The organism is Shewanella sp. SM23, assembly GCF_025654295.1.
Lineage (GTDB): Bacteria > Pseudomonadota > Gammaproteobacteria > Enterobacterales > Shewanellaceae > Shewanella > Shewanella oncorhynchi.
This window is the reverse complement of sequence record NZ_JAKKRM010000017.1, coordinates 24,894-49,144: the sequence shown is the minus strand read 5'-3', so window position 1 is coordinate 49,144 and position 24,251 is coordinate 24,894. Positions and strand designations below refer to the sequence as shown.

Genomic DNA, 24,251 nt, shown 5'->3' with positions numbered 1-24,251 from the left:
TTAACTAAGATAGATTGATATTCATAGAGTTAGTTTGCATTCATTTTTAAATGCTAAAAATGTTGTACATTTTTACTCACAGAGTTATGCACATTGGTTAAGCCTGCGCTATATTTTGAAGTTCCCGTAGATGGTTTTGAAGCGTTTTACTGCGTTAATTGACATGATTCATGTCTTTTATGAGGTTAAGTTGTTGTATATCGGTATTTATGGGCTGGGTTTGCTGTGTATCGATATGGCTTAATTAGATGCAGTGAAAGCGTTGAAAACCTGACTCGCACCTGCGAGTATCAAGCAGTTTGATTGACTTGCTAGCTCTCGTTAATCAGCCATCATTACCTCGGTCAGCTGTCGTCAAAGCTGCCGAGGTCAAGTTAAGTCGACCCCAGTTAATCTCTAATAGTGATTTGTTCTTGTTATGGTTATTTCTCAACCTATCTTTGATTATCGAGTAAGATATCCTTGGTGTTTCCTTTATTCTCGTAGCATGATCAGCTTGCAACTTGCGTAAAGCTTTAGAATATTTTCTGTAAGCCTAGGTTGCCCCAAAGAATCCTTGCAATGGGATGGCTTGACTGGATAGATGAGAAACAAGAAATGAGAGTGTGTGGATGAGATGGTATAAATGACGGCCCCTTTATATGCGATGCGAGATCATGTCAGGCGTCCAAGTGTTAATAAGTCGAGTGACCCAGCACCTCAGAGACGAAAGCGTGGTTTTCGTCGTTTATTGTCTTGGTTATTTAAGGGATTAGTTTGGGCATTTATTTGCTCAATTTTATTAGTGATCCTATTACGATTTGTCGATCCTCCTATGTGGACTTGGCGTATCGAGCGTGCCTTATTTCCACCTGCACCTATCGGTGAGATTAGGCATCAATGGCGCGATTTAGCGCAAATTTCTCCCGAATTACAATTGGCTGTGATTGCTGCGGAAGATCAACGTTTTGTTGAGCATACTGGATTCGATTTAGCCGCGATAAGTTCGGCGCTGAAATACAACCAAAAAGGTACCAAAGTCCGCGGGGCAAGTACCTTAAGTCAGCAGGCGGCGAAAAACCTTTTTATGTGGTCGAGTCGCAGTTTCTTTCGTAAGGGATTGGAAGCTTGGTTTACGTTATTGATGGAGTTGACTTGGGATAAGTCGCGTATTCTTGAAGTGTATTTAAATATTGTAGAATTTGGCCCAGGTATTTACGGCGCCGAAGCGGCATCAAAGCATTATTTTGGAAAGTCAGCGGCAAAACTCACCCAATACGAGGCCTCATTACTCGCAGCCATTTTACCCAATCCTTGGCGCTATAAGGTGTCTCCACCGTCATCCTATGTACAGCAGCGCTCAGCTTGGATCCGTAAGCAAATGCGCCAGCTAGGTGACGTCACGCTTAAAAAAGTTCATGAAGCACGATGACGCTCTGGTGAGGTAGTTTGAGTGAGATGAGCTTAATTTGTCATTGGGTTCTTTGCTTAATCGTCGATGACTTTGAGATGTTTTATTACCGAATTGAAATAAGATTGGAGTTATGTTTAATAAACGTTAATTCTAATGCGTTTTTAATGCTGCGAACTCCTATCCTGTTCGCTTCTGTGTCGGTTTAATGTTAAATTATCGGGAAAATTTTATACCTTAGTTTCGCTTAGCCTAAGCATTTTAAACTGGGTTTGTATTGCGTAGGGCTGAGTCGTTGCGTTTTCTGATTTTGCATTATCTGCATAAGGGATATGTAAGAGCGGATAAATATTTAAATACCTAAGGTGAGTTCTTTAGGTATTGTTTTCATAAAATTGAATGTCATTAAATGGAGTTTCTTAAATGAAAAAGATTGTGATTGCCGCGGCAATTATTGCAGCAGGTGCTGGTGGTTATTGGTATATGCAGAATGGCGCGGGTTCTAGTGCCTCTGCTAATCCTTTGCTCGACTATGTGCCTGCCGATACGCCGATATTTTCGGGCCAGTTAAAACCCTTCCCGTTAAAAGCGTATTTACAGTCTATTTCTGGAAATTATCAGCAATATCCAAGTAATACGCTTGATGAACTCGGTGTGCAGGATAGCCCTATGGGCAAGTTCTTCGTTAGCATTTATCAGCAGTATATGGATGGGATGAAAGATCCTGCCTTATTGTTAAAAACCTTCGGTTTCCCCGATGAAGTTAAACCTTATATTTATACTTTAGGTGCTTTGCCAGTATTAAAGATTGATGTTAATCAGGCTGAAGCATTTTGGGCTGTATTAGATAAAGCCGAAAAAGATAGTGGTGTAACCCACGAAATGCGTAAAGTGGGCGATGTTGATTATCGCGCTTATGCACTATCGGATGAAAGCTCAGCAGAGAAAGCTGAACTGTTATTTGCCCAGAAAGATGGCATATTAACGATGACTTTCAGCACCTCTATTACCGAGCCTGAGTTATTAGAAATGGCATTTGGTATTAAGAAGGCGCCGCAGTCATTAGCCGCTTCTGGCATATTAGAAGATATTATTAAGACCCATGGTTTTAAAGATGACAGCATTAGCTTTATTAACCATGTGGAAATTGTAAAGGCATTGACCTCTGCAGATAGCAATATGCTAGCTAAGCAACTGACTCAATTTTTTGCTGATGAAAGTGAGGGGGAAGACCCATTAGCTCAAATCAGAACACCAGAATGTCGTACCGAACTGACTGCGATTGCCGCTAACTGGCCGCGTACCGTTGCTGGTTTAACGGCGTTTTCTGTGACAGAAAAAGAAAGCCATATGGCGGCTTCATTTGTTGTCGAAACGAAGAATCAACCTATTCTTGCGGCAATGCAAAAGATGCGTGGTTTTATTCCATCGCATCTGGCGGATATCGACAGCACTATCTTCTCCATGGGAATAGGCTTAGATATCAATGAAATTACCCCTTCATTAACGGCTATTTGGGATGATCTGCAAAAGCCACAACTGACCTGTGCACCATTGGCAGAGTTGCAGGCTGAGTTGAGCCAACAGAGCCCTGCTATGCTAGGCATGTTTACTGGCATGGCTAACGGTGTGAAAGGCATGAGCGTTTCATTGCTCGATTTTAAAATGAGCACACAAGATCAAGAGCCTAAGTTAGAAAGCTTAGATGCTTTAGTCAGCCTTAGCGCCGAAAACCCATCTATGTTGTTCAATATGGTCAAACCTTTCGCCCCTATGCTGGCTGAAGTGCAATTAGCCGATAACGGCGATGCTACTGATTTATCTCCAATATTGATGTTGCCTCCAGAGTTAGGTGTTAAGCCAATGCTGGCGATTAAAGGCCAACATTTAGTGGTGTATAGCGGTGATAAAGGCTTGGCTTTAGCCAACAAATTAGCAGGCGAGAAACTGTCAGCTAATGGCATGTACAGCTTGTCTGCTGATTACGGCAAGATGTTTACGCCAGTGCTAACACTGTTAGAAATGAGCGGTGAGCCGATCCCTGAAGAAATGCAAATGCTTAAAGATTACAACATGCGAGTTCAAATGAGCTTCGATGTGAATAAGCAAGGCTTGGTCATAGGTTCAGTCGCCAATTCTAAAGCGACTGAAAAGAAGTAATGCGTTAGTAAACTCATATTTGTTTGAAATGAGCCAGCAGATTGCTGGCTCTTTTTTTGGCTTAATTTAGCTTAGCTTGAGCCAACTTAGTGTGCTGTGCTGGCAGAACAAGTTGCGCTTTGGGCTTGGCGGAGCGCATTAAACTAACGAGCCCTTGCCATTGAATATCACTGTTCTGAGGGAGCAAAATATCCGGTTCAGTCCCGATACCGGACAGGAGTCGCCCCTGTGCATCATAGGTTAACGAACTGCTGAATCTTATGTTTAATCCACTGTTTGGCAGTTTGAAATGATACTGACGTGCAAAGTCGCCTGAGGTTTTTTCACCAATCAAATTTGCCCTAGACCAAGATTTAGTACGATAGGCAATCCACTCGCATTCTTGGCGACAATGGGGACTCACGAGTAGAGCTAAGCGATTTTGCCCTTCAGGAGCCACCGCAGGCTTAGTACGAACATACCAAGGGCTGAATTTCTCTTTATCGACAGAGGGTAAGTTACGGGTGAGAGATTTGAGCCTAGGAGGACTGTACTCTAACGCATCCAGAGGCATAAAATTGAGCGGCTGTAGATAATCATTTCTCAGCTCTGGTGAGCGGCGATAGTGCGCAAATCCCATCACATTAGGTGCTAAAGTGTTATTTAAATCCGCATCTTGATATCGCGACAGCATAGTCAATAATTTTGGACTAAAGCCACTGGCATCACGTAAATCAATGATCAGTAAGGGATGTGTCATGCCTTTGAGCAGTTCTTGCTGTTGTTCTTTATCTAATTCAAAGGCGTAGAGATCGCTGATCTTAAGTTTGACAGTCGTATTGTTGACCCTCTCTAATTGATTTGGCATGTCTTGAAATTCGGTGCGCTCAAATTGAGATAATTGGTTAATAAACTCGAGCACATTAATATCTTGAGTCTCGTCTTTTTCACTGATAGTTGCTAATTGAACTTGCGGTTTATGGCTTGGCAGGGCGAGAGTCACCTGCTGGCTTTGCAGGTCATCATTAATTAGCGTAATGACCACATAGGGCTTTATGCTGAGTCCTAAGTCTTCGCGCAGTAGGTTAAGTTTTTTCAGCCAAGGTAACTGCATTTCTTGACTCTGTTTTGCCGGCTCAGGTAAGTAGGCTTGGCTGGTCGCTACCCATTTGCTCATAGGTAAACCATCGATATGAGTGATAAAGGGGAAGTCGTTGTTGACTGGATTATTATCGTTATCCAAGGCTAACCATTGGTCGTTGACTGGCCTTAGCGTTAACGGGAGATCGCCGCTTTGATCATCGAAGTTATGCACTTGAGCGCCTGGATCTTTGAGGGTATTGAGTAATTTAGTGACTTCAGCAGCAAAGCGATCATTGGGAGTAATATCTTGATACTGTTCAACAATAAGGCTAGCCATAAATTTAAGCTGCGGGTTGGCTTTGTCGGCCGTTAAGGCATAAAACGCTGAGTGTTGCTCGATTTGATCCAATAAGGCATAGAGATCTTGGCGTACCTCTTGTGCATTCAGCACTGGTGCAGCGCTATCTTTTGGCGCAGCGAAAAACGCGAGCTTAAGTAAGCTCGCGAAAATAATGACACTGAGTAGCATTACTATGCTGCGGTAGCTAAAACTCATATTCCTCCATGATGTTAAGGCGCGGCTTCAGGGCACAAAAAGGTGTGCGACTATCGGCTTAAATGCCATTAGGATCAATGTAAATCGTCCTGCCCAGCCATAAACTCAGGTCCATCTGAGCAATTTAGCAGCAGGTTTGGTAGATTAGCAGCAAATTATGGTCGATTTTTGTACTTAGTCACTTTATATACCCAAACAATCTTAAATAGCGGGATCAAGTGGGTATATCTTTCTTAAAGAATATCGTTGAGTGAAATTCCGATACCAATACGTTGATTGTGATAGTTGTAATCGATTAGGCTTTCGCCATAACCATTAAAGTATTGAGTATAAAAGCGTAAGTTGCCGACGATAGGATGACTCCAAGTCAGTTCTGCTGAGCCTCTGTCGATATCTTCTAGATTCGTTTTAACGGTTAAAGTGAATCTATGTTCATCAATACCATAAACGCCAATAAACTCTGCTTTACCTATATAGTCATCAATATTCGGGTTATCGTCGCCGCTGGCTTTATATGGATCTATCTTTTCATCTTCAGGAATACGCCACCACACTTTGGTGGAGAAGGCGAGTGGGCCTGCATCAAAAATCATAGTGGCATAGAGTCGATTCCAACTGCGGGAAAGTGGCCCTGCTTTACCATTCGATTGATGTACGGCACCAAATCCCCAAAAGGAATTGGTCACACTGCCAATTTTCCAATCGTTATTAAACAGCATAAAGACTTCAGGCTCGTGATTGGTTTCCCTAAAAGGTGATGAAGTGTCTTTGTTATAAACCTGCCAATAGGATTGATTGGTGTAAGCAAAAAATAAATGGCCATTATCACCAAACACATTGTACCAAATAGGAAATTTAAAACTGATTTGGAACTTAGCCTCAAACTCATCTAAAGAATAGGGGTTGAGTATTGCATCTTCGGTGAAAGGTGCCATGTTGGGATCTGGGCTGTAGGTGACTGGTAAAAGGTAATTCACTTTATGTGGCGTAATCACAAAAGGTAGATCCGCCGTGGCAAGTTCATCTTTTACTCTTCCTTTGACTAATGATTCTTCGGCATTTATGTCCGTACAGGCTAATAGCCCTGCCAATGCAATACCTGAGTAAAGTGGTTTCATCTGCCCTCCTTGATGTGTTTATTTATTTGTCAGTCGTACTCAACAAAGATAGTTATTTCCAGCTTAACATTAGAAAGTGAATTTATGGTTATGGAAAAATCCTGTGTCACTTAATGACAAATCTTGTAGTCAGCCATTTTTAGTCCCATAGAGACATGTTTAGGTAGAATTTTTGGCAATAACATAGTGCCAAAATCATGCACTTAGCGGACAGAAATTATTTTGATGCAATTCGCTTAATCTTATTAAGTCATTTTCATTTCAATGGGTTAACTTGGATTTAGGGCATTTTTGATTTTGAAACCTAAGGTTTTCCCCACTTTAAGTGAGTGGTCACTTATTCTTTTATATCTAAATGATATAAAAACTAATAATTATCTATTTATTATGGAATATAAGACGCGCTATATTTCTACAGACTAAAGTGATCTTGGGGATTCTGATGGAAATTTTCTCTTTACCGGGCCAAGCGGCCAAAGGCAAAGTCTGGCTGGTGGGTGCAGGTCCCGGCGACGTTGAGCTATTGACGTTAAAGGCATGGCGCATCCTTAAAACTGCTGATGCAGTGCTATACGACGCTTTAGTCAGCCAAGATATCCTCGATCTTATTCCCAAAGACGCTGAGAAGATTGCCGTAGGTAAACGTGCGGGCAAGCATAGCGCCGCACAGGACGAGATTAATCAGTTACTTGTCACTAAAGCCTACACTCGTAAAAATGTGGTGCGCCTTAAAGGTGGCGATCCTTTTATTTTCGGCCGCGGGGGCGAAGAGTTACAAACTTTAGTCGAAGCTGGGGTTGAGTTTGAAGTCGTTCCCGGCATTACCGCTGCCAGCGGCACGTCAGCCTATGCGGGAATTCCCCTAACCCACAGAGACCATGCCCAAGGCGTCACTTTTATCACTGGCCATTGTCAGTTAGAGAGTCGCCCTATGGATTGGCAAGGTTATGCTAATCCTAACAATACTTTAGTCGTGTATATGGGGATTCTGAACGCAGGCATTATTCGCCAAGGTCTAGTCGATGCGGGCCGAAGCCCTGAAACACCCGTGGCGATAGTGTCAAAGGCGACCACTAAAGAGCAACGTCGTTTTATCGGCCGTTTAGGTGAGCTTGAACAGCTTGCCGCCGATCCAGAATTACAAATGCCAGCTTTGATGATCATAGGTGAAGTCGTCACGCTGAGTGACACCTTGCATTGGTTCAAACCTGAAGCGATTGAATCGACTCCGGTCAGCGATGAACAGACTCAATCGGTTAGAGTCTCGGCCGTCGCGTCGATAAGCTAAGCCGCAAACAGTTAAAGCTATTAAGCAGTTAAACAAATTAAGCTAATCCATGCTGTGGTAACACGGCGAATTTAAGGTAACGGAGAATAGTATGGCCGGGCGTGAACTAAGCCACTTACAACAACTGGAAGCTGAGAGCATCCAGATCATTCGTGAAGTTGCAGCCGAATTCGATAATCCTGTGATGTTGTATTCCATCGGGAAAGATTCTTCCGTTATGTTGCACTTAGCGCGTAAAGCCTTTTATCCGGGCAAGATCCCATTCCCGTTGCTGCATGTCGACACGGGGTGGAAATTCAAAGAGATGATCGCGTTCCGTGATGCGCAGGCAAAGAAATTTGGCTTCGAGTTACTGACGCACATCAACCCAGAAGGTTTGGCGCAGGGAATTAACCCCTTCGACCATGGCAGTGCAAAACACACTGACATAATGAAAACCCAAGGTTTAAAGCAAGCACTTAACCAATACGGTTTTGATGCGGCTTTCGGTGGGGCTCGCCGCGATGAAGAAAAATCTCGCGCCAAAGAGCGCGTGTATTCCTTCCGCGACCGTCACCACAGATGGGACCCTAAAAACCAACGTCCAGAATTATGGCGTACCTATAACGGCGCAGTGAACAAGGGCGAAAGTATTCGCGTGTTCCCACTATCTAACTGGACTGAACTGGATATTTGGCAATATATTTATCAAGAAAACATTGAGTTAGTGCCTTTGTATTTTGCCGCTAAACGTAAAGTGGTTGAGCGCGGTGGTCAGTTAATCATGGCCGATGACGAGCGGATGAAGTTAGCCGAGGGCGAGCAGATTAAAGAAGAAGTGGTGCGTTTTAGAACCTTAGGTTGCTACCCACTCACGGCCGCCATGTATTCTGAGGCCGACAGTCTAGAAAAGATTATTGAAGAAATGCTGTTAACCCGTTCGAGCGAACGTCAGGGCCGATTGATCGATTCAGATCAAAGTGCCTCTATGGAGCAGAAGAAGCGTCAAGGCTACTTCTAATCTCTACAGGGTTAACCCTATTTCGCGAAAGTGGCGCAAGTAAAGCGCGACCTTCAGCCAAGCAGATCAAGAGTGAGAATAAGATGGACAAAGCGGTCAATAAAACCAATCTCATGGCGGCAGAAATTACCCTCCATGGTGTGAAAGAATATCTAGCCCTGCAGCAGCACAAAGGCTTACTGCGCTTTTTAACCTGTGGCAGTGTCGACGATGGTAAAAGTACCTTAATCGGCCGTCTGTTACACGACAGCGCCCAGATCTATGAAGATCAATTAGCGAGCCTCAAGAGCGACAGTGCCAAGATGGGCACCACAGGTGAAGCCATTGACTTAGCCTTGCTGGTGGATGGCCTGCAAGCTGAGCGCGAGCAGGGCATCACTATCGATGTGGCTTATCGTTATTTTTCAAGTGATAAGCGCAAGTTCATCATCGCCGATACGCCAGGGCATGAGCAGTACACTCGCAACATGGCAACGGGTGCATCAACCTGTGATTTAGCAGTGATTTTAGTCGATGCCCGCTACGGCGTGCAGACTCAGACTAAGCGCCATGCGTTTATCGCGTCATTACTCGGTATTCGTCACTTTGTTGTTGCTGTGAATAAGATGGATTTGCTCGGGTTTGACGAGCAAGTATTCAACCGTATTCGTGCCGATTTTACGGATTTTGTTAAAGATTTCGGTAATCTCGATATCCACTTTGTGCCGTTATCGGCGCTTAATGGTGACAACGTGGTTGAGCGCAGCACCCAAAGCCCTTGGTATCAAGGCGGTACTCTGCTTGAACTGCTAGAAACCATTGATACTCAACGTGAACTCAGCTCATTGCCAGTGCGTTTTCCGGTACAATATGTGTCGCGCCCTCACTTAGATTTTCGCGGTTTTGCAGGCACGTTAGCCTCTGGCATCATTAATGTCGGCGACGAGTTAGTCGCTTTGCCATCGGGCAAACGCAGCAAGGTTGAACGTATTGTGACCTTCGATGGCGACATACAAGAAGCGGTTGCTGGCCAAGCTGTGACTATCACGCTGGAAGATGAAATTGATATTTCCCGTGGCGATTTACTGGCAAAACCCGATTCTGCGCCAGCCGTCGCTAACGTGATCAGCGCTGATATAGTGTGGATGGATGAAAAGCCATTACAACTCGGTCAGTTATACGACATCAAAGTGGCCGGTAAGAAGACGCAAGCCTCTGTGACTGCTATCGATTATGTGGTTGACGTTAACACCTTAGCACGCAGTGCGACGGACACGCTTGGGCTAAACGCGATTGCGCGTGTGACCTTAGAACTGACCGAAGACATAGTGTTTGATGCATATTCGTTAGTGCGTGATACGGGCGGAATGATTTTAATCGACCGCCTGAGTAATGCGACGGTTGCTGCGGTTATGGTGGTGTCGGGTCAACATGTTAACAAGCAAACAGCGTCACAATTTAGTGCCTTTGAAGTCGAGTTTAATGCCTTAGTGCGTAAACACTTCCCCCATTGGCAAGCGATAGATATCACTAAGCTTGGAGCTTAATTTGTGAGTGACTTGTGGCTATTAGCGATTATTTTGATAGGGCTTGTGGCTGGCTTAATTAGCGGCCGTATCAATCCAGCGGTATTGTTTTTATTTGCATTTTTGCTCTGTTATTTGCTTGGCATGGTTGCGCTCGATACCGCATTAACAAGCTTTACCAATATTGGCTTAGTCACGCTGGTCCTGCTGGTGTTGGCCGCGACAGCGTTAGAAAAAACGTCCCTGCTGGGAAAGTTGAGTCAAGTCATAGGCAATAGTTCTTTGCCTATGACAATGGCAAAGCTCGGTTTTTCGACGGCTTTACTGTCGTCATTTACCAATAACACTGCAGTTGTGGCATCACTGATTGGTGTTGTGCGCCGCAATCAAGCACACGCGCCAGCTAAGTTATTATTGCCGTTAAATTATGCGGCAATTTTAGGTGGCACACTGACCCTGATTGGTACCTCGACCAACTTGATTGTGAACTCCTTTGTAGAAAACGCCGGCTTACCCGCCTTAGGCTTCTTCGAGTTTACACCAGTTGCAGTGGTGATCGTCGTCGCAGGCATCTTGTTACTGACCTTACTGGCGAACATTCTGCCCGACAGACGGGAAGAATCAGGTGAAGAAGCGCTGCCATATTTGCTCGAAGCCCATGTGGCGAAAGGTTCGTCCTTGGTCGGTCGCAGTGTGGTGGATAATAAACTTAGGGCGCTGAAAAAGTTATATCTGGTTGAATTAGAACGCAGTGGCATTTGTATTTGCCCTGTGCCGCCCCAGTTAGTGTTGCAAGCGGACGACGTGCTGCGCTTTAGTGGCGCGGTGGAATCGGTTGAGTTATTGCACCAATTCGATGGTTTAGATTGGTTTGGTAAACATCAAGCCAAAGGACAAAATTTAGTTGAAGCTGTACTCGCACCGTCATCCAGTTTAGTGGGCAGTTCGTTGAAAGCATCGCGTTTTCGTGAACAGTTTGATGCGGCTGTGATGGCCATTCGCCGCGGAAATCATCCGCTGAAAGGCGGACTCGGTGACATTATTCTGCAACCCGGTGATGTGTTGTTATTGACACCAGGTGATGGTTTTAGCAATAGCGCAAAGCTGAGTTCAGAGTTTGCAGCGATCAGTGGCTTAGATTTGAATGTGCGTCTAGACAGTCGTCGTGGTCGTTGGGTATTGCTGGGCTTTGCGGCAACGATCATCCTAAGTGTCACTGGCATATTACCCTTGGCTAAAGGTTTAGTGATATTGCTGCTCAGTTATTTTGCCATAGGCGCAGTCACGCTGGCTGAGCTTAAACGCCGTTTCCCATTGGAATTAGTGGTGATCGTGGGGAGTGCATTAGGGCTTGCCAACTTGATGATGAGTACAGGCCTTGCGAACAGTTTAGCCCAAGGATTACTCTCAGTTATTAACGGTTATGGGGTATTTGGCGCTTTTGTCGGCGTGTATTTAATGACCTTATTGCTGACTGAACTGGTGACCAATAACGCAGCGGCGGCGCTGGCGTTCCCTATCGCTTACGCGATTGCGCTTAATTACGGTGTCGATGCAAGGCCCTTTATTATGGCCGTTGTCTTTGGTGCCAGCGCGAGCTTTATTTCACCCTACGGCTATCAGACCAATTTGATGGTATTTAATGCGGGTAATTATCGCTTCAGTGACTTTGTCCGCCTTGGATTGCCGTTATCTGTGCTGTATTCCCTGATAGTGATATTTATGGTGCCGATCATCTTTCCATTTTAGTGATTAGCTTGAGTTTATTGCCCTTATGTTAGCGGTTAGTCAACATGGGGATTGAGGAGTTTTTATGACAAATATCGTGTGGCATCAACATCCTGTAGACCAAGCGGCCAGAGCCGAGCAGAAAGGCCAAAACCCAGTACTACTTTGGTTTACCGGACTTTCTGGCGCGGGCAAGTCAACACTAGCGGGTGCATTAGAGCGGGCGTTATTTGAGGCGGGATTCCACACTTATTTGCTCGATGGCGATAATGTGCGCCATGGCCTGTGTAAAGATTTAGGGTTTACGGTTGAAGACCGTGATGAGAACCTGCGTCGTGTGGGCGAAGTGGCTAAATTGATGGTGGATGCGGGGCTTGTGGTGTTGTCAGCCTTTATTTCCCCGACCCGTGAAGAACGTGATGGTATTCGTGCCCGTTTTCCTGCAGGGCAGTTTATTGAAGTGCATGTAGCTACGCCTTTGAGTGTGTGCGAGCAGCGTGACCCTAAGGGGTTATATGTGAAAGCGCGCAGTGGCGAAATTAGCAATTTCACTGGTATTTCATCACCTTATGAAGCGCCATTAGCCGCCGAATTAACCATAGATACCAGCAAAGGCGATTTAGTGACTCAAGTGCGTGCATTAATCGATTATTTAACGGCGATCAATGTCATTAATGCCGATAAGGCAAAAGCGCTAGCTTAACATTTAGCCCTTATCTTGCTTAAAAGGAGCCTTTAGGCTCCTTTATTATTTCTGGGTTTTATTGCTTATACCATTGATTCATAATTTATTTTTATAGTGCGATAATTATTCTATTTTAAAGTCTTTAGCAAATAAGAGCTGTAGAGCCTTCAAGTATTCTTGATCTGGCTTAGGCTGTACTAGTTGGGCGAGTTCATCGCCAATCGGTGTTAAGCGATAATAACTAAAAAGCAGATTACCGCTCTTGGGCGTAAGCTTCATTTGTATGCCTTGCAGGGCAAATTGAATCGGTGTTTTGTTATTGAGTAAACCGGTTTCGAACTCACTGCTGTGAAGTATTCCTGCATCGACTAAGGTCAGAATACTGGAATAGGGTAGCCCAAACTGGGATAAGCCTAAATTGACTGAGGTGGTTTTACGGAAATACTGGCCAATCCCACCTGACAAGCGGTAGCCACTGATGAGTTTTAGGCGCTGCTCGTTATTTACCTTAGCCGCCATGCCAAGGGCTTTTTCTAGAATTTGTGCTTCCCTGTGAGTCAGTTGCTTGAGCAGCGCTAGGGTACGTAGACTGAAGTTTCCCGGATTCACTATCTCGCTCGACAATATCCGAGCCCACAAATCTTGCATCTTACGGTTATGGATTTGTTCCGCCATCAAGAAAAATTGATGGCTCCAATCGGGATCAAGATCGACCCCAGTGACATCTGAGTGGGTATAACTGAGGGCTAAGGCAAAAATGGTTTCCACATTGGCCTGATATTCGCTCGATAACTTGCGTGCTCTATGTTGAGCTCGCTCGGCTATTGAGGCGTTCGCAGGGCGATATTCTTGCTCACTGGCGAGCCCTAATTGGCGACCAAGTAGCAGGGCTTTTTTGCGAGCGGATACCTCGGATGCTGACTCGCCTTCTTCTGCCAACAGTAAAATATCTGAATCCTTCATCGCGTTATTAATCCTTGAGCCTGCACTGTGGTTGAGGTGTGGGCTTAGTGAACTCTTACATTCGGTTGTAGCTTACTTTAGATGATCATCTCTTTAGTTTGAGCATCTCGTTAAGCCAATTCTTTGGTTCGTTATTATGCCGTTTTATTTAACGACTTTAGCGATTGATTTCGCACTTTTAGTTGGCCAAGACCATAAGGTTTCATTACCCGGTTCAGGATGGCGCGGAACATTCAGCGCTAGCAGTAACGAACATACGGCAAAGCCCGCCCCTATGTAAAATACAAAGGCGGGATCGGTTAACCATAATAAGCCCAAAAGCACAGGAATAATCACTGCGGCTATGTGGTTTATGGTGAAACTGACTGACATAGTGGCGGCAATGTCTTTGCTGTCGGCGATTTTTTGAAAATAGGTTTTCATCGCAATTGCCATCGCAAACAGTAAATGATCGATGACGTAGAGTGCTGCCGCCATATGGGCTTGTTCGACTAGGGCATAGCTGATAAAGACTAAGATGAGTCCAATATATTCCACAGTAAGCGCATTACGTTCACCAATACGTCCAATCAAACGACCAATAGCAGGCGCAAACAGTAGATTAACGGCATAGTTGATTAAGAACAGCGCAGTGATTTCACTGACGGTATAACCAAACTTTTCAACCATCATAAAGCCCGCAAATACCATAAAGATTTGCCGCCTCGCACCTGAAAAAAAGGTGAGCAGGTAATAGAGCCAATAGCGTTTACGCAGTATGATTTTTTTGTGTTGTATTTCCGTTGTCTCAAACTTGGGGTAATACCATGTTATGGTTAGCACAATGATGAGACCTAATACGCCTATAATCAAATACATATGCAGGTAGTCTAGCTTCAACCAAGTCATTACTAGCCAAATGCTGGCATAACCGACTAAAGCGGCCGCCGAACGCCACGCCAGTGCTTTCCCCATAAATCCAGCCGCGTCTTTTTTATCGACCCATTGCAGCGTTAGCGATTGGTTGATGGTTTCAAAATAGTGAAACCCGACAGACATCAACACAGTCGTAAGATATAGGCCTATGACCTGAGGAAAGAAACCTGTTACCGCTACGCCGATACATAAAATGGCGAGCGAGAGCAGGGCGAAGGCTTGTTCTCGAATGAGCAGCAGCACAAAAATCGCCGTAAAAGCCAAGAAGCCGGGGATTTCGCGCAGGCTTTGTAACATGCCGATTTCAGCACCAGTGAATTGGGCTTTCTCAATCACGAAGTTGTTGAGCAATGCCTGCCAAACGGCAAACACGAGTGACATAACAAAGGTCATCCACAGCAAGAGTGCTTTAGGACCTTTTGCTTGAATAGCTTTCATGGATAAGGGACTCAGGCGATAAGTGTTCAAATGCTAATGCTTTTTCCTTAGGTTGGCTATATAAGGTGTGACTTATCCCTTTCAATTTTGTAACAATGTTTAGGCGAATTAACTCTCTAGGTTACAAAGACGCTAAAGCGAGAATATACCTAAGGCGTTATTTTTGTGAGGCAGTTAAAACTACCGCATATACTTGGGGTGTTTGGCGCTAAGTCCGTGATCTATTTCATGTAAATTGGCGGGTAAATCACCTAGTATGAAATATCATAATTGTCATTTTACTTTTGCATACCAAGTTAAATTCCACTGGAATGCCAATGACTCTGGGTGTCCATTGCTACTTTTAGCGCATTTAGTCTGAGCGTTGTGATGTCATTTGATATGCCAAACGGGCATAGAGAGTCGAAATTAAGTCGCCTGCACCGTCTTTTCTAGGCCGCTTATTGTTATTTTGCTTGGGATTAATCGAGGCTAAATTGAAAAGAATTCTTATCATTTACTCTAGTGTTCACGGCCAGACCTCAAAGATTGCTAAAAAGCTCGCACAGCAGTTAATGGCTTTAGGTAATGAAGTGGTTACTGCCGATATCAAGGCCGCTCCAGTGCTCACTGAGTTCGACAAAATCATTATAGGCGCCAGTATTCGCCATGGTAAACATAACCCAAGTTTGTACGAGTTTATTGAAAAGCATCAAGCCGTATTGACGGATAAGGTCAGTGGTTTTTTCTCTGTCAGCTTAGTGGCACGTAAACCCGAGAAAAACACCCCAGAGACCAATCCTTACATGCAGGCATTTTTAAGTAAAACCACTTGGCGGCCACAATTGCTGCGCGTTTTTGGGGGTAACTTGAATTACCAAGGCTATAACGCTTTAGATAGAAATATTATCCGTTTCATCATGTGGTTAACGAAAGGACCTACGGACCCTGTTACCAATGTTGAATACACGGATTGGCAGAAAGTGACTGAGTTTGGTGAGCAGATCCACAGCGCTTAAGCTTGATATCAAATTTCGGTGCTTCATTTAGCCCTATTCTATTCGCGCCCTGAAAGCGGTATGTATGCCTTAGTCACAAGGGCAAAGGAGCATTAAATATGATCAGTATGATGACTAAACTTCGCTCCTTATGCCGAGTTATTATGGCGCAACTGCATGTGTGGATTGTCGTGTCGACTATCTTACTCGTGTGTTCCAGTCCGTGGATTTTTATGGGCCGACGGATACCCGATAACGCCAGTTTTTGGGATTATTTGCATGTATATTTAGGTTTAGCGTGCACTGTGCTTGGGATTCTTTTTTTACTCAGCAATACCTTGCGTGGCAAGTGGCACCAATACTTTGGCTGGTTGGCGGGCGATTGGGCACAGTTAAAGCAAGATATTGTTGGACTTGCTAAAGGCAAATTCCCCGTCGCTGGTGGTAAAGGGCTGTTTAGTGCCATAGAAGGTATTGGCATGCTGTTGCTGGTGGCTACAGGGGTTACGGGCCTAGTTTGGTTTGTTGTTCAAGGGACGCCAACAGCACTGACATGGCGTGGTTATCACCAAGTCTTTGCGCAGGCTTTTATTGGTTTCTTGATCCTACATCTCGTCTTGGCTGCGAGCCATATTCTTGATTTTATTCGGCAATAAACTTCAGAACCCATATTGAGCGCTTATAACAATCACTTGGATTGAACATGCATAAAAATGGCCTCCTAATTTGGAGGCCATTTTTTATTTCAACAATTGTTTTGAATTAGCTAAGACGTTGCTGACGGGTCACACCAATTGCGGCGGCGAAGACTAGAAATAACCAGCCTAGACTGCCACCCGATGAGGTTTTAGCGGGGGCGGCATCTTTCTCAACAGCAAGGTAGTTAATTAACCCAATTAACTCATCTAAGGTTTTGATGCTGTTTAAATTTACCGCATATTTATCGTTCACGATAAAGGCGGGTACGCTGTCGATTTTGAATTCATTCTGCTGGGTGCGCCACAGGGAAAGCTTTTCATTAGTGCTTTTGCTATCGGCTAATTCATCGTATTTAGCAGCATCGACACCAAATTGGGCGAAGACTTTTTTGATGTCATCACGGCTGTTAATTTGCGGCTCGTGCTGATGGCCAGGTGCACTATGATCGTGGCCGTTTGCGCCCTCTGCACCTTGGATTGCGGTAAACATGGCATGGGTTAAGGCGTCTTTGTTATCAACGCTTTGGATCACGGCTAATGAACGCATCACTTCGGTGCCAATGTCGCTATTCATAAAGTCGACATGCTTATTGTCGAAACTTATCTGTTTGTTGAGGTTTGCCTTGATATCAGGCAAATAGTTGGTTTCCATATTGAAGCAGTTATGGCAATAAAATGAATAGAATTCAGTGAGTTTTGGTTCGCTGCTAGGCGCTTTGGTCGAGATTTGAGTGTAATGTGTGCCTTCAACAAAATTGGCGGCAAAGGTGCTCAATGGTGCAATCGCTAAGGTTACAGCCAAGGCTAATTGTTTAATCATAGTTTCCTCAAATTCGGTGGGATTGAATTCACAATGTCAGTCGTTGTTATCGTTGACATTCAACGGTCAACATAAGAGATAGAGTGAGCTTCAACCTAGGAGTTAAGCTAGCCAAAATGCCAGCGTTGACACATAGGTTCAGGTTAAATGGAAAGGCTTAATTATGACTGAATTGACATGAAGCTAGTAGGCTAAATCTGTGATCTCAATGGAAGTTTTACCTTAGATTTGGCAGGACTGTAGACAGGATCGCATCGCTAAGTCGGCGCATGTTGATTAAAGCCCAGTTCTGCATCACCACTGGCTAAATTCTTACGCAATATCCCTAAGCGACTGCCAAGCTTCGCACACCTCGCGAAAACGCGCCGCATCGCCATCGGGTCTGTCTGGGTGCCATTTGAGTGCTAAACGACGCCATTGCTTGCGGATATCACGGGCGGTAGCACTCTCGTCTAATTCGAAAACTCGCAGCGCGTTACCTTTGTTCATCAGATTGATATTTAAGCCAATATAGCTCTTATAATTGCTCCAGAATGCCTCAAGTAATTCTCGTACTACGTTTTCGCTGGTGTCGTAGTTATTCCAATCGAGGTAATACTCACGCAGGGAAGTATCTTGCATTATCAGTAGGTTAACATTTGATGGTACTAAGCGGAAGATTTGAATTTCCATGGCTTTGACTTGTAGCCATTGCTTGGGCAGTAATATTTCCTGCAGCTCAAACAGGGCGTTCATCAGCAGGAAGTTACGTTTGAATAAATCGTTACCCGGATTTTCATCAAGCTGGTGGATCAGCCCTTGGGTTTGTAATTCAGTGGCTAAGTGATGGATTTTCCAACTTTGATTTGAAGCTTGTAAAACCGTAAGCAACGGCCAAATCAGTGGGTTATCGCCCTTAGTGTTTGCAACTCGAATCGATTGAGGTTTTTCAGTGAGTGAGGGTTTGGCAAATAACATACTGACTGTCCCATCCTAAATTGTGAGTGTTACCAATGCGCCGATAAAACCGCTGGGCTGCAACAAATATGACTCGAAAGGCGACGATAAATGATCATTCACTAAGTTGAGCCGCAAACTATGCCACAGAGCCAAAGTGTAGGCAAAGATGAATTTTAGAGCAATACCGTGATGGTTTACTCCTACTTTAGATGGTTTCTCGGCGTAAATAAGCCGTTAACAGCAGTTAGCTTTTAGGGGGCGGCAGTTAAGAGAGGGCTCGCTTTAGACATGATGCCCTTGTTTATATCACATAAAATCAAGGGCATGCTTATTTTTACATAGAGTGAAGGACTAGATCTCGGTGAAGATCACTTCTTGATCTAAGCGAGACTTAGGCAATTTAGCGTTGAAATCATTTTCTGAGTGATAACCTAATGCAACAACCACGCAGGCACATAGACCTTGCTCTCTTAAGCCTAGGACTTGATTCATTTTAGAGGCATCAAAACCTTCGATCGGACACGCATCAATATCTAATACACTTGCACCGAGCATTAAAGTGCCAAGCGCTAAGTAGACTTGTTTTTCCATCCAATGCTGGGCATCTTTCAGCTCAAATTTATGCATATTAGCGAAGAAAGAACGGCCATTATGTTGGCCTTGCTTGGCTTCTTCATTAGCAAAGCGGCCATCCTTCGCTTCTTGCTCGAGTACTTGCAGTAAGTGTGCTTCATCTAATTGAGCACGAGCACAGAGTACGAGTACATGGGAAGCATCGAGAATTTTTTGGGTATTAAACGCATAGTTTTCGGTCGCTTGGGCAACTAACGCTTTACCTTCCGCCGTACTCGCTAACACAAAATGCCAAGGCTGTGAGTTAGTCGATGATGGGCTGTACTGCAATAAGGTTTTGATTTCTGCTATTTTATCCGCAGGAATCGTCTTAGTTGGATCAAAGGCCTTAGTGGTGTAGCGCTTTTTGGCGAAGAAACTTAAATCACTCATGTAACGGCTCCAAATCATTAAGGAATACAAATTCAATGGCAGCATTTTAAGCAGGTTTAAGTAAAAAACAATGTGATCAAAGCAGGTATTAGTTTCAAAAAAAATTTGAAACTGGGAGCTTATGCGCACTAGACAAAGCTTATGTGTGATGGAGTAGATGGCATGAAGTTTCAGACAATCCCAATTATGCGGATCTTTGATGAAGATAAAGCCAAAGAGTTTTACCTTGGCTTTCTGGGGATGGAATTAGATTGGGAACATCGCTTTGAGGATGGCTATCCGATTTATATACAAGTTTCACTTGGTAATTTTGTTTTGCACTTGAGCGAACATTCAGGCGACTGTACTCCTGGCTGTAAGGTTTTTGTGAATGTGAGTGAACTTGATCAATTATTTGCTCATGTGACTTCTAAGCCATATAAATACAACAAAGCTAGTATTGAAGATGCGCCTTGGGGCGATCGTTGCTTTACTGTAACAGATCCGTTTTCAAACAGGATTTTGTTTAATGAAGCAGCAGACACATAACAGAGTGAGGCATTCGAGGCCTGCGGCATTTACAAGTTTACGCGCATGGGCACTGCATTATGCTTTCAGGAGAAAAAATGAGTTCAGTTGAATTGTGGAAAAGCTTTGTTGACGAGTTTGCTCAGTTACATGATGGAGTATTTGAAAAATGGGTCTTGCAAGAAGGGAGCTATCCAAACAGGCAGGAAAATTCAGAAATAAATGAGTTCTTAAAGTCACTAACTGTCCAGCAAAGAGAGATTCTCGTCAAGATGCTTATTAATGCTAGACGTGGTGGTATTCATGATGCCTTAGTACGACTTAATGACAGAATGGACTGCGAAAATGGTCAATATTACGAAAACGGCATTGAGATGGAATTTCAGCCCTTTGGTTCCACCCTTTACTATGACTATGTTTGTCGCCGAGAAGGGGATAATTGGGGGCAAGAATAGGTATTATCGGAATATCTTGCTTCCAATGAACACCCTGCACAGCTGAATGATTTCAGTTACTTAACAAAGCCATCGCTGGTTGAAGGCAAACCAAAAGTGCATTATGTTGTTGATCTAAAATGGATGGCTTGATTTATTATTCGCTAACGCGGATCCGCTTATACCCAATGTTATGTGTAAGGGAATCTTAATGATCGAAAGACCCAAAGTAATAAACCTCACAGAAGCCAGAACGATTCGCAAAGTCCATTGCGGAGAGTGTAACTGGGAGCAGGAAATAGCTGCTATCACTGAAGCTGAGATAAAATGTTGCCCTTGGTGCGGCTGGAGCGATCTGGAAATAAGTACTTTAAAAGCAGAAGGTGGCTTCCAAGAAATAGAATGTCAAAAGCACGGTAGAGTTACGGTTCTACTACCTAGCTGCAATATTGATCCACTAGACTTCATGAACAACTTATTTTGTCCATTCTGTGAGTAACACATAACAATGCAAACCAGCCTGATGGCTTTTTCGTTCCTTGTTTTGCTACGCTACCGCAAAACAATCCACTACAAAGCAGCTGTTTGCAGCTTATGCGTTAAGAGAGATCGGATATATAAATGGAAAAAGCATTAATAGATATTAGGTATTACGCTAGCGACTCCCTATATGAGACAGGTAAGAGTCTACCTTCGAGTTGTTCTAGATTTTTCAAATTTCCTAAGCTGCTTCATTACTGGGGTGCTCGTATAGCCACAATACTTGGTGAAAATGGATTATCCCTCGGAGAATTCGATCACCTATATGTAAACTACACAAATGCTATTCCAGAAGGCACGATGGTTTTTTCCGATAGAACACCAGAAAAGTGGCTTAGGTATATAGACTGTGGTGTAAATTTTGAGAAATTAAAATCATTAAATGAGTCCGAACTTGAACAATTTGTAATTCGCAGTACCTTTGAGTGTCTTGAGCACCTTTGTAAGTTGAGCATAGAAAAAACCGAAAAAATCAAGCTTGCTTCAAACGAGGTGGAAAGATTTGGTTCTGCGGTCGAGCTTCCGGTTAAGGCAAAACATACTAAGTCATATTCGGTTTTGGTTTCATATAAATTGCGCCCAAATGGCGAAGCATCTCATGGGCTTGTAAAATACATTAACCACAAAACAGGTGCTACTTTCACTAAAAGGTTTGTTGATCTTAAGGGACCATCGGATATATTTCCTCTGGTCGGTACAATTTCAGTAAAAGATGGAAAAGTCCTGATCAAGCCGAGGGCATCATTTAAAGCTAGCCTTTACACAAATTCATATCAGATTCCAATGGAGATTGATTTAAGTGAAGCGGCAAGCGCATAACAAGGCGCTCTGGGACAAACCTACGCTGCGCTTTGTCCAGAGCGCGGTGTTAATCCATAGCAATTTTAATTCGAAAATCATAGATTAGAGCAAGAATTCTAACCTATTTATGTCTACTAGCTTTTTACGTATATATAGCAAAACTGGTAGTTAAAATTGGCATTGGGTCACCAGTGAGCGTTGGCGACATGGATGTCGCCGTCGAGCCTATAAGGACATATTCATGGCGTGTCGCTGGAGACACAATGACAATAAACTCCCTGAACAGATAAACGGCTATTTAGCTTTAGTTCAACTCCTGTTAATTCAACGACATAATTTTTATGGTGTTGTGAAAGATGATTGTATCCTGACTTGTCTAATTTAGTCTTTGTCATGAACGTTGAATGTTGGGATCCTAATTTGAATCCTTTGCTCACTGAACGTACTTATAAAGGTCATGACAGTGAGCATGAGGGACAGGACTTAAGCCGCTTAAGCTAACGCAATACTTTGCTTAAAAATGCTTGGGTACGGGCTTCTTTCGGATGGGTGAATAGCTCATCTGGCGGACTAGATTCGACTACATAACCGCCGTCCATAAAGATCACCCGATCGGATACATCACGCGCAAAGCCCATTTCGTGGGTGACAATGACCATGGTCATGCCCTTTAGCGCTAAGTCTTTCATCACGTCTAATACATCCCCGACCATTTCGGGATCGAGTGCCGATGTTGGCTCATCGAACAGCATCAAGTCTGGTTCCATGGCCAATGCGCGGGCAATGGCGACCCTTTGCTTTTGGCCGCCCGATAAACTAGCGGGATAAGCATTGGCTTTGTCACTTAAACCAACCTGTGCCAGTAGATCGAGGGCTTTGGTCTCGGCTTGATCTGGCGTCATCAGTTTTAGACTAATGGGCGCTAAAGTGATGTTTTGGATGACAGTTTTATGGGGGAACAGATTAAAGTTTTGAAACACCATGCCCACTTTTTGCCGCAGTTTATCGACGCAGGCGTTTGGCGCTGTGATCAATTGACCTTCAATCTCAATATCGCCTTGGCTTGGCTGCTCTAACAGATTAATACAGCGCAAAAAGGTACTCTTGCCACTGCCGCTTGGACCGATCACGCTCACCACTTCGCCCTGACGAATATGCTCGTTAATGCCTTTAAGCACTTGGTTATCGCCGAAGTTTTTATGCAGGTTGGTTATTTTAATCACTTTGTTTCAACCTCTTTTCAAATTTCGACAGCACAAACGTGAAGCTGTAGGTTAGGAATAAGTAGATGAGTGCGCAGGTAAATAAGGGCACACTGTCCTCGAAGGTACGGCTACGAATAATTTCACCGGCGCGCATAAGGTCAACACCACCGATAAAGCCAATGACGGCGGTTTCCTTGAGGAGCACGATAAATTCATTACCAAGTGCGGGCAGAATATTCTTAATCGCTTGGGGCAGAATAATCGACTTCATGGTTATTGCTTGGGACAAGCCAAGTGAGCGTGCCGCTTCGGTTTGGCCTTTATCAACGGCTTGAATCCCTGCGCGGATTATCTCAGAAATATACGCGCCGCTATTGAGACCAAAAGCGATAATGGCGGCAGTGATCTTATCGACATCTAAGGCTGAAAGCACGATGAAGTAAAGGATCACTAATTGCACAACTACTGGGGTGCCACGGATCACACCGACATAAAGATTGGCGGGGAAGCGGATATACCACTTAGACGACATCTTCATAAAGGTGGTGCCAATGCCTAACACTGCGCCTAATAACATGGCGAAGAAAGTGACGACTAACGTCACTTTTAAACCATTTAATATCAGCAGCATGCCTATCATGCCATCTTCGCCAATCGGGCTAAACAGCGAGGTATTAATTGCGTCTATCATGCTGATATCACTTTATATGGGTAGAAACGAGCGTCTGATATTGGCCGTCAGCTTTCATGTTAGCCAGTGTTTTATTGATGCTCGCTAGCAGTTCTGGTTGCTTTTTTGACACGGCAAAGCCATAAAACTCAGCAGGAAAATCCAGTTTGATCATCTTTAATTCAGGATTTTTAGCCAGATAGTTAGCGGCAGGTTCGCTGTCGAATAACACTAAATCTACCTTTGAATTTTTAAGCTCCATGATGGCTTCAAAACCCGTATTAAAGGCGGTGATATTTTGGGTGTATTTTTTCGACATAATGTCAGCAGTTGTGCCTAACTGCACCGCAAAGTGCTTGCCTTTAATATCTTCAAGTGTATGAATGCTATCGTTATCTTTGTTGACGAGTACCACTTGAGTCGCTTCGTAGTAAGGGTCAGAGAAGTTGACGTTTGCTTGACGTTCAGCGGTTATCGTCATACCTGAGGCGATAAAATCAATCTTGCCTGAATTGAGTGCGACGATCAGTGAATCGAACTTCATGTTTTCGACTTTCAGTGTCTTGCCGGCGTCTTTAGCGATTTGCTTGGCCAGATCGATATCAAAGCCTTTGATTTCATCGCCACTTTGGCCGCCAACATATTCAAAAGGAGGGAAGGCGGCATTAGTACCAACGACTAACACGTCATCGCTTTTTCCGCATCCAGCTAACAACAAGGTGGCAGTTAAGGTCAGGCCGCCTAATAACATGGACTTTTTCATTTAAGACTCTCTTGTTCGATTTCACTATCAGTGTGGCGACTATAGGCAGATGAGCGTTAAGTGTCAATAATTATGCTGTTAATT

22 protein-coding genes are annotated in these 24,251 nt (G+C 44.0%); 12 read left to right on the top strand and 10 right to left on the bottom strand.

The window, feature by feature from the left end:
• Positions 1-625: 625 nt before the first annotated feature.
• Together mtgA and L5L98_RS17835 are read left to right on the top strand one after the other, a co-directional pair.
• Positions 626-1,411, top strand: coding sequence for a monofunctional biosynthetic peptidoglycan transglycosylase (mtgA, locus tag L5L98_RS17840; RefSeq protein ID WP_105251581.1), 786 nt, complete (start codon positions 626-628; stop codon positions 1,409-1,411).
• A gap of 402 nt (positions 1,412-1,813) precedes the next feature.
• Positions 1,814-3,550, top strand: a complete 1,737-nt coding sequence (locus L5L98_RS17835) for a hypothetical protein (RefSeq protein ID WP_173496778.1) — start codon at positions 1,814-1,816, stop codon at positions 3,548-3,550.
• A 61-nt stretch (positions 3,551-3,611) separates the two neighbouring features.
• On the opposite strand, the gene L5L98_RS17830 is transcribed toward L5L98_RS17835, so the two are convergent.
• Positions 3,612-5,168 (bottom strand): S41 family peptidase, encoded by a 1,557-nt coding sequence (locus L5L98_RS17830; protein ID WP_263142647.1) that lies wholly within the window; start codon positions 5,166-5,168, stop codon positions 3,612-3,614.
• Positions 5,169-5,401: 233 nt separating this feature from the next.
• Positions 5,402-6,286, bottom strand: coding sequence for a phospholipase A (locus L5L98_RS17825; RefSeq protein ID WP_263142645.1), 885 nt, complete (start codon positions 6,284-6,286; stop codon positions 5,402-5,404).
• A gap of 442 nt (positions 6,287-6,728) precedes the next feature.
• On the opposite strand from L5L98_RS17825, the gene cobA reads away from it, so the two are divergent.
• The 5 genes from cobA (at position 6,729) to cysC (ending at position 12,510) form a co-directional block, all read left to right on the top strand.
• Complete coding sequence (gene cobA, locus L5L98_RS17820; protein WP_263142643.1) at positions 6,729-7,574, top strand: uroporphyrinogen-III C-methyltransferase; 846 nt, start codon at positions 6,729-6,731, stop codon at positions 7,572-7,574.
• A gap of 91 nt (positions 7,575-7,665) precedes the next feature.
• Positions 7,666-8,574, top strand: coding sequence for a sulfate adenylyltransferase subunit CysD (gene cysD, locus L5L98_RS17815; RefSeq protein ID WP_105251586.1), 909 nt, complete (start codon positions 7,666-7,668; stop codon positions 8,572-8,574).
• Positions 8,575-8,657: 83 nt separating this feature from the next.
• Positions 8,658-10,100, top strand: coding sequence for a sulfate adenylyltransferase subunit CysN (cysN, locus tag L5L98_RS17810; protein ID WP_219233805.1), 1,443 nt, complete (start codon positions 8,658-8,660; stop codon positions 10,098-10,100).
• Positions 10,101-10,103: 3 nt separating this feature from the next.
• Positions 10,104-11,828, top strand: a complete 1,725-nt coding sequence (locus L5L98_RS17805) for an SLC13 family permease (RefSeq protein WP_173242986.1) — start codon at positions 10,104-10,106, stop codon at positions 11,826-11,828.
• A gap of 64 nt (positions 11,829-11,892) precedes the next feature.
• Positions 11,893-12,510: an adenylyl-sulfate kinase gene (cysC, locus tag L5L98_RS17800; protein WP_105251589.1), complete on the top strand. Its 618-nt coding sequence runs from the start codon at positions 11,893-11,895 to the stop codon at positions 12,508-12,510.
• 105 nt (positions 12,511-12,615) lie between these two features.
• Here cysC and L5L98_RS17795 read toward each other — a convergent pair whose 3' ends face one another.
• Both L5L98_RS17795 and L5L98_RS17790 read right to left on the bottom strand, forming a co-directional pair.
• Positions 12,616-13,455, bottom strand: coding sequence for a TIGR03899 family protein (locus L5L98_RS17795; RefSeq protein ID WP_028761753.1), 840 nt, complete (start codon positions 13,453-13,455; stop codon positions 12,616-12,618).
• Between the two features lie 144 nt (positions 13,456-13,599).
• Complete coding sequence (locus L5L98_RS17790) at positions 13,600-14,808, bottom strand: MFS transporter (protein WP_263142639.1); 1,209 nt, start codon at positions 14,806-14,808, stop codon at positions 13,600-13,602.
• A 476-nt stretch (positions 14,809-15,284) separates the two neighbouring features.
• Here L5L98_RS17790 and hemG point away from each other — a divergent pair, with 476 nt between their 5' ends.
• Positions 15,285-15,806 carry a menaquinone-dependent protoporphyrinogen IX dehydrogenase gene (hemG, locus tag L5L98_RS17785; protein WP_263142638.1) on the top strand — a complete coding sequence of 174 codons (522 nt, stop codon included), beginning with the start codon at positions 15,285-15,287 and terminating at the stop codon, positions 15,804-15,806.
• A 107-nt stretch (positions 15,807-15,913) separates the two neighbouring features.
• Positions 15,914-16,441, top strand: a complete 528-nt coding sequence (locus L5L98_RS17780; RefSeq protein WP_263142700.1) for a cytochrome b/b6 domain-containing protein — start codon at positions 15,914-15,916, stop codon at positions 16,439-16,441.
• Between the two features lie 106 nt (positions 16,442-16,547).
• Here L5L98_RS17780 and L5L98_RS17775 read toward each other — a convergent pair whose 3' ends face one another.
• The 3 genes from L5L98_RS17775 to nfsB all read right to left on the bottom strand — a co-directional run bounded on the left by L5L98_RS17775 (position 16,548) and on the right by nfsB (position 19,247).
• Positions 16,548-17,303 carry a DsbA family protein gene (locus L5L98_RS17775; RefSeq protein WP_105251591.1) on the bottom strand — a complete coding sequence of 252 codons (756 nt, stop codon included), beginning with the start codon at positions 17,301-17,303 and terminating at the stop codon, positions 16,548-16,550.
• Between the two features lie 312 nt (positions 17,304-17,615).
• Positions 17,616-18,260, bottom strand: a complete 645-nt coding sequence (locus L5L98_RS17770; RefSeq protein ID WP_173496782.1) for a DNA-J related domain-containing protein — start codon at positions 18,258-18,260, stop codon at positions 17,616-17,618.
• A gap of 333 nt (positions 18,261-18,593) precedes the next feature.
• Positions 18,594-19,247: an oxygen-insensitive NAD(P)H nitroreductase gene (nfsB, locus tag L5L98_RS17765; RefSeq protein ID WP_173496783.1), complete on the bottom strand. Its 654-nt coding sequence runs from the start codon at positions 19,245-19,247 to the stop codon at positions 18,594-18,596.
• A gap of 162 nt (positions 19,248-19,409) precedes the next feature.
• Between nfsB and L5L98_RS17760 the strand changes: the two genes are divergently transcribed.
• From L5L98_RS17760 to L5L98_RS17750, 3 genes are all read left to right on the top strand, one after another.
• A complete protein-coding gene (locus L5L98_RS17760) occupies positions 19,410-19,775 on the top strand; it encodes a VOC family protein (RefSeq protein WP_263142637.1) in 366 nt (121 codons plus the stop codon).
• Positions 19,776-19,852: 77 nt separating this feature from the next.
• Positions 19,853-20,209 carry a DUF6547 family protein gene (locus L5L98_RS17755; protein ID WP_263142636.1) on the top strand — a complete coding sequence of 119 codons (357 nt, stop codon included), beginning with the start codon at positions 19,853-19,855 and terminating at the stop codon, positions 20,207-20,209.
• 600 nt (positions 20,210-20,809) lie between these two features.
• Positions 20,810-21,547, top strand: a complete 738-nt coding sequence (locus tag L5L98_RS17750) for a hypothetical protein (protein WP_168822632.1) — start codon at positions 20,810-20,812, stop codon at positions 21,545-21,547.
• Between the two features lie 479 nt (positions 21,548-22,026).
• Here the strand turns inward: L5L98_RS17750 and L5L98_RS17745 are convergent, their stop codons facing one another.
• The 3 genes from L5L98_RS17745 to L5L98_RS17735 are packed head-to-tail and all read right to left on the bottom strand — an operon-like array spanning position 22,027 to position 24,167.
• Entirely contained in the window at positions 22,027-22,752 is a 726-nt protein-coding gene (locus L5L98_RS17745; RefSeq protein WP_025007605.1) for an amino acid ABC transporter ATP-binding protein, read from the bottom strand.
• Positions 22,745-23,425: an amino acid ABC transporter permease gene (locus L5L98_RS17740; protein ID WP_263142633.1), complete on the bottom strand. Its 681-nt coding sequence runs from the start codon at positions 23,423-23,425 to the stop codon at positions 22,745-22,747. Before L5L98_RS17740 ends, L5L98_RS17745 begins: the two co-directional genes overlap by 8 nt.
• A 7-nt stretch (positions 23,426-23,432) precedes the next feature.
• The gene (locus L5L98_RS17735) at positions 23,433-24,167 is read right to left on the bottom strand and encodes a basic amino acid ABC transporter substrate-binding protein (protein ID WP_011788295.1); all 735 of its coding nucleotides are present in this window, start codon (positions 24,165-24,167) and stop codon (positions 23,433-23,435) included.
• Between the last annotated feature and the right edge of the window lie 84 nt (positions 24,168-24,251).

Bases quoted from the DNA above. Each gene is read 5' to 3' on its own strand.
- mtgA (WP_105251581.1), top strand. From the start codon at position 626: ATGACGGCCCCTTTATATGCGATGCGAGATCATGTCAGGCGTCCAAGT.
- L5L98_RS17835 (WP_173496778.1), top strand. From the start codon at position 1,814: ATGAAAAAGATTGTGATTGCCGCGGCAATTATTGCAGCAGGTGCTGGT.
- L5L98_RS17830 (WP_263142647.1), bottom strand. From the start codon at position 5,168: ATGAGTTTTAGCTACCGCAGCATAGTAATGCTACTCAGTGTCATTATT.
- L5L98_RS17825 (WP_263142645.1), bottom strand. From the start codon at position 6,286: ATGAAACCACTTTACTCAGGTATTGCATTGGCAGGGCTATTAGCCTGT.
- cobA (WP_263142643.1), top strand. From the start codon at position 6,729: ATGGAAATTTTCTCTTTACCGGGCCAAGCGGCCAAAGGCAAAGTCTGG.
- cysD (WP_105251586.1), top strand. From the start codon at position 7,666: ATGGCCGGGCGTGAACTAAGCCACTTACAACAACTGGAAGCTGAGAGC.
- cysN (WP_219233805.1), top strand. From the start codon at position 8,658: ATGGACAAAGCGGTCAATAAAACCAATCTCATGGCGGCAGAAATTACC.
- cysC (WP_105251589.1), top strand. From the start codon at position 11,893: ATGACAAATATCGTGTGGCATCAACATCCTGTAGACCAAGCGGCCAGA.
- L5L98_RS17795 (WP_028761753.1), bottom strand. From the start codon at position 13,455: ATGAAGGATTCAGATATTTTACTGTTGGCAGAAGAAGGCGAGTCAGCA.
- L5L98_RS17790 (WP_263142639.1), bottom strand. From the start codon at position 14,808: ATGAAAGCTATTCAAGCAAAAGGTCCTAAAGCACTCTTGCTGTGGATG.
- L5L98_RS17780 (WP_263142700.1), top strand. From the start codon at position 15,914: ATGATGACTAAACTTCGCTCCTTATGCCGAGTTATTATGGCGCAACTG.
- L5L98_RS17775 (WP_105251591.1), bottom strand. From the start codon at position 17,303: ATGATTAAACAATTAGCCTTGGCTGTAACCTTAGCGATTGCACCATTG.
- L5L98_RS17770 (WP_173496782.1), bottom strand. From the start codon at position 18,260: ATGTTATTTGCCAAACCCTCACTCACTGAAAAACCTCAATCGATTCGA.
- nfsB (WP_173496783.1), bottom strand. From the start codon at position 19,247: ATGAGTGATTTAAGTTTCTTCGCCAAAAAGCGCTACACCACTAAGGCC.
- L5L98_RS17760 (WP_263142637.1), top strand. From the start codon at position 19,410: ATGAAGTTTCAGACAATCCCAATTATGCGGATCTTTGATGAAGATAAA.
- L5L98_RS17755 (WP_263142636.1), top strand. From the start codon at position 19,853: ATGAGTTCAGTTGAATTGTGGAAAAGCTTTGTTGACGAGTTTGCTCAG.
- L5L98_RS17750 (WP_168822632.1), top strand. From the start codon at position 20,810: ATGGAAAAAGCATTAATAGATATTAGGTATTACGCTAGCGACTCCCTA.
- L5L98_RS17740 (WP_263142633.1), bottom strand. From the start codon at position 23,425: ATGATAGACGCAATTAATACCTCGCTGTTTAGCCCGATTGGCGAAGAT.
- L5L98_RS17735 (WP_011788295.1), bottom strand. From the start codon at position 24,167: ATGAAAAAGTCCATGTTATTAGGCGGCCTGACCTTAACTGCCACCTTG.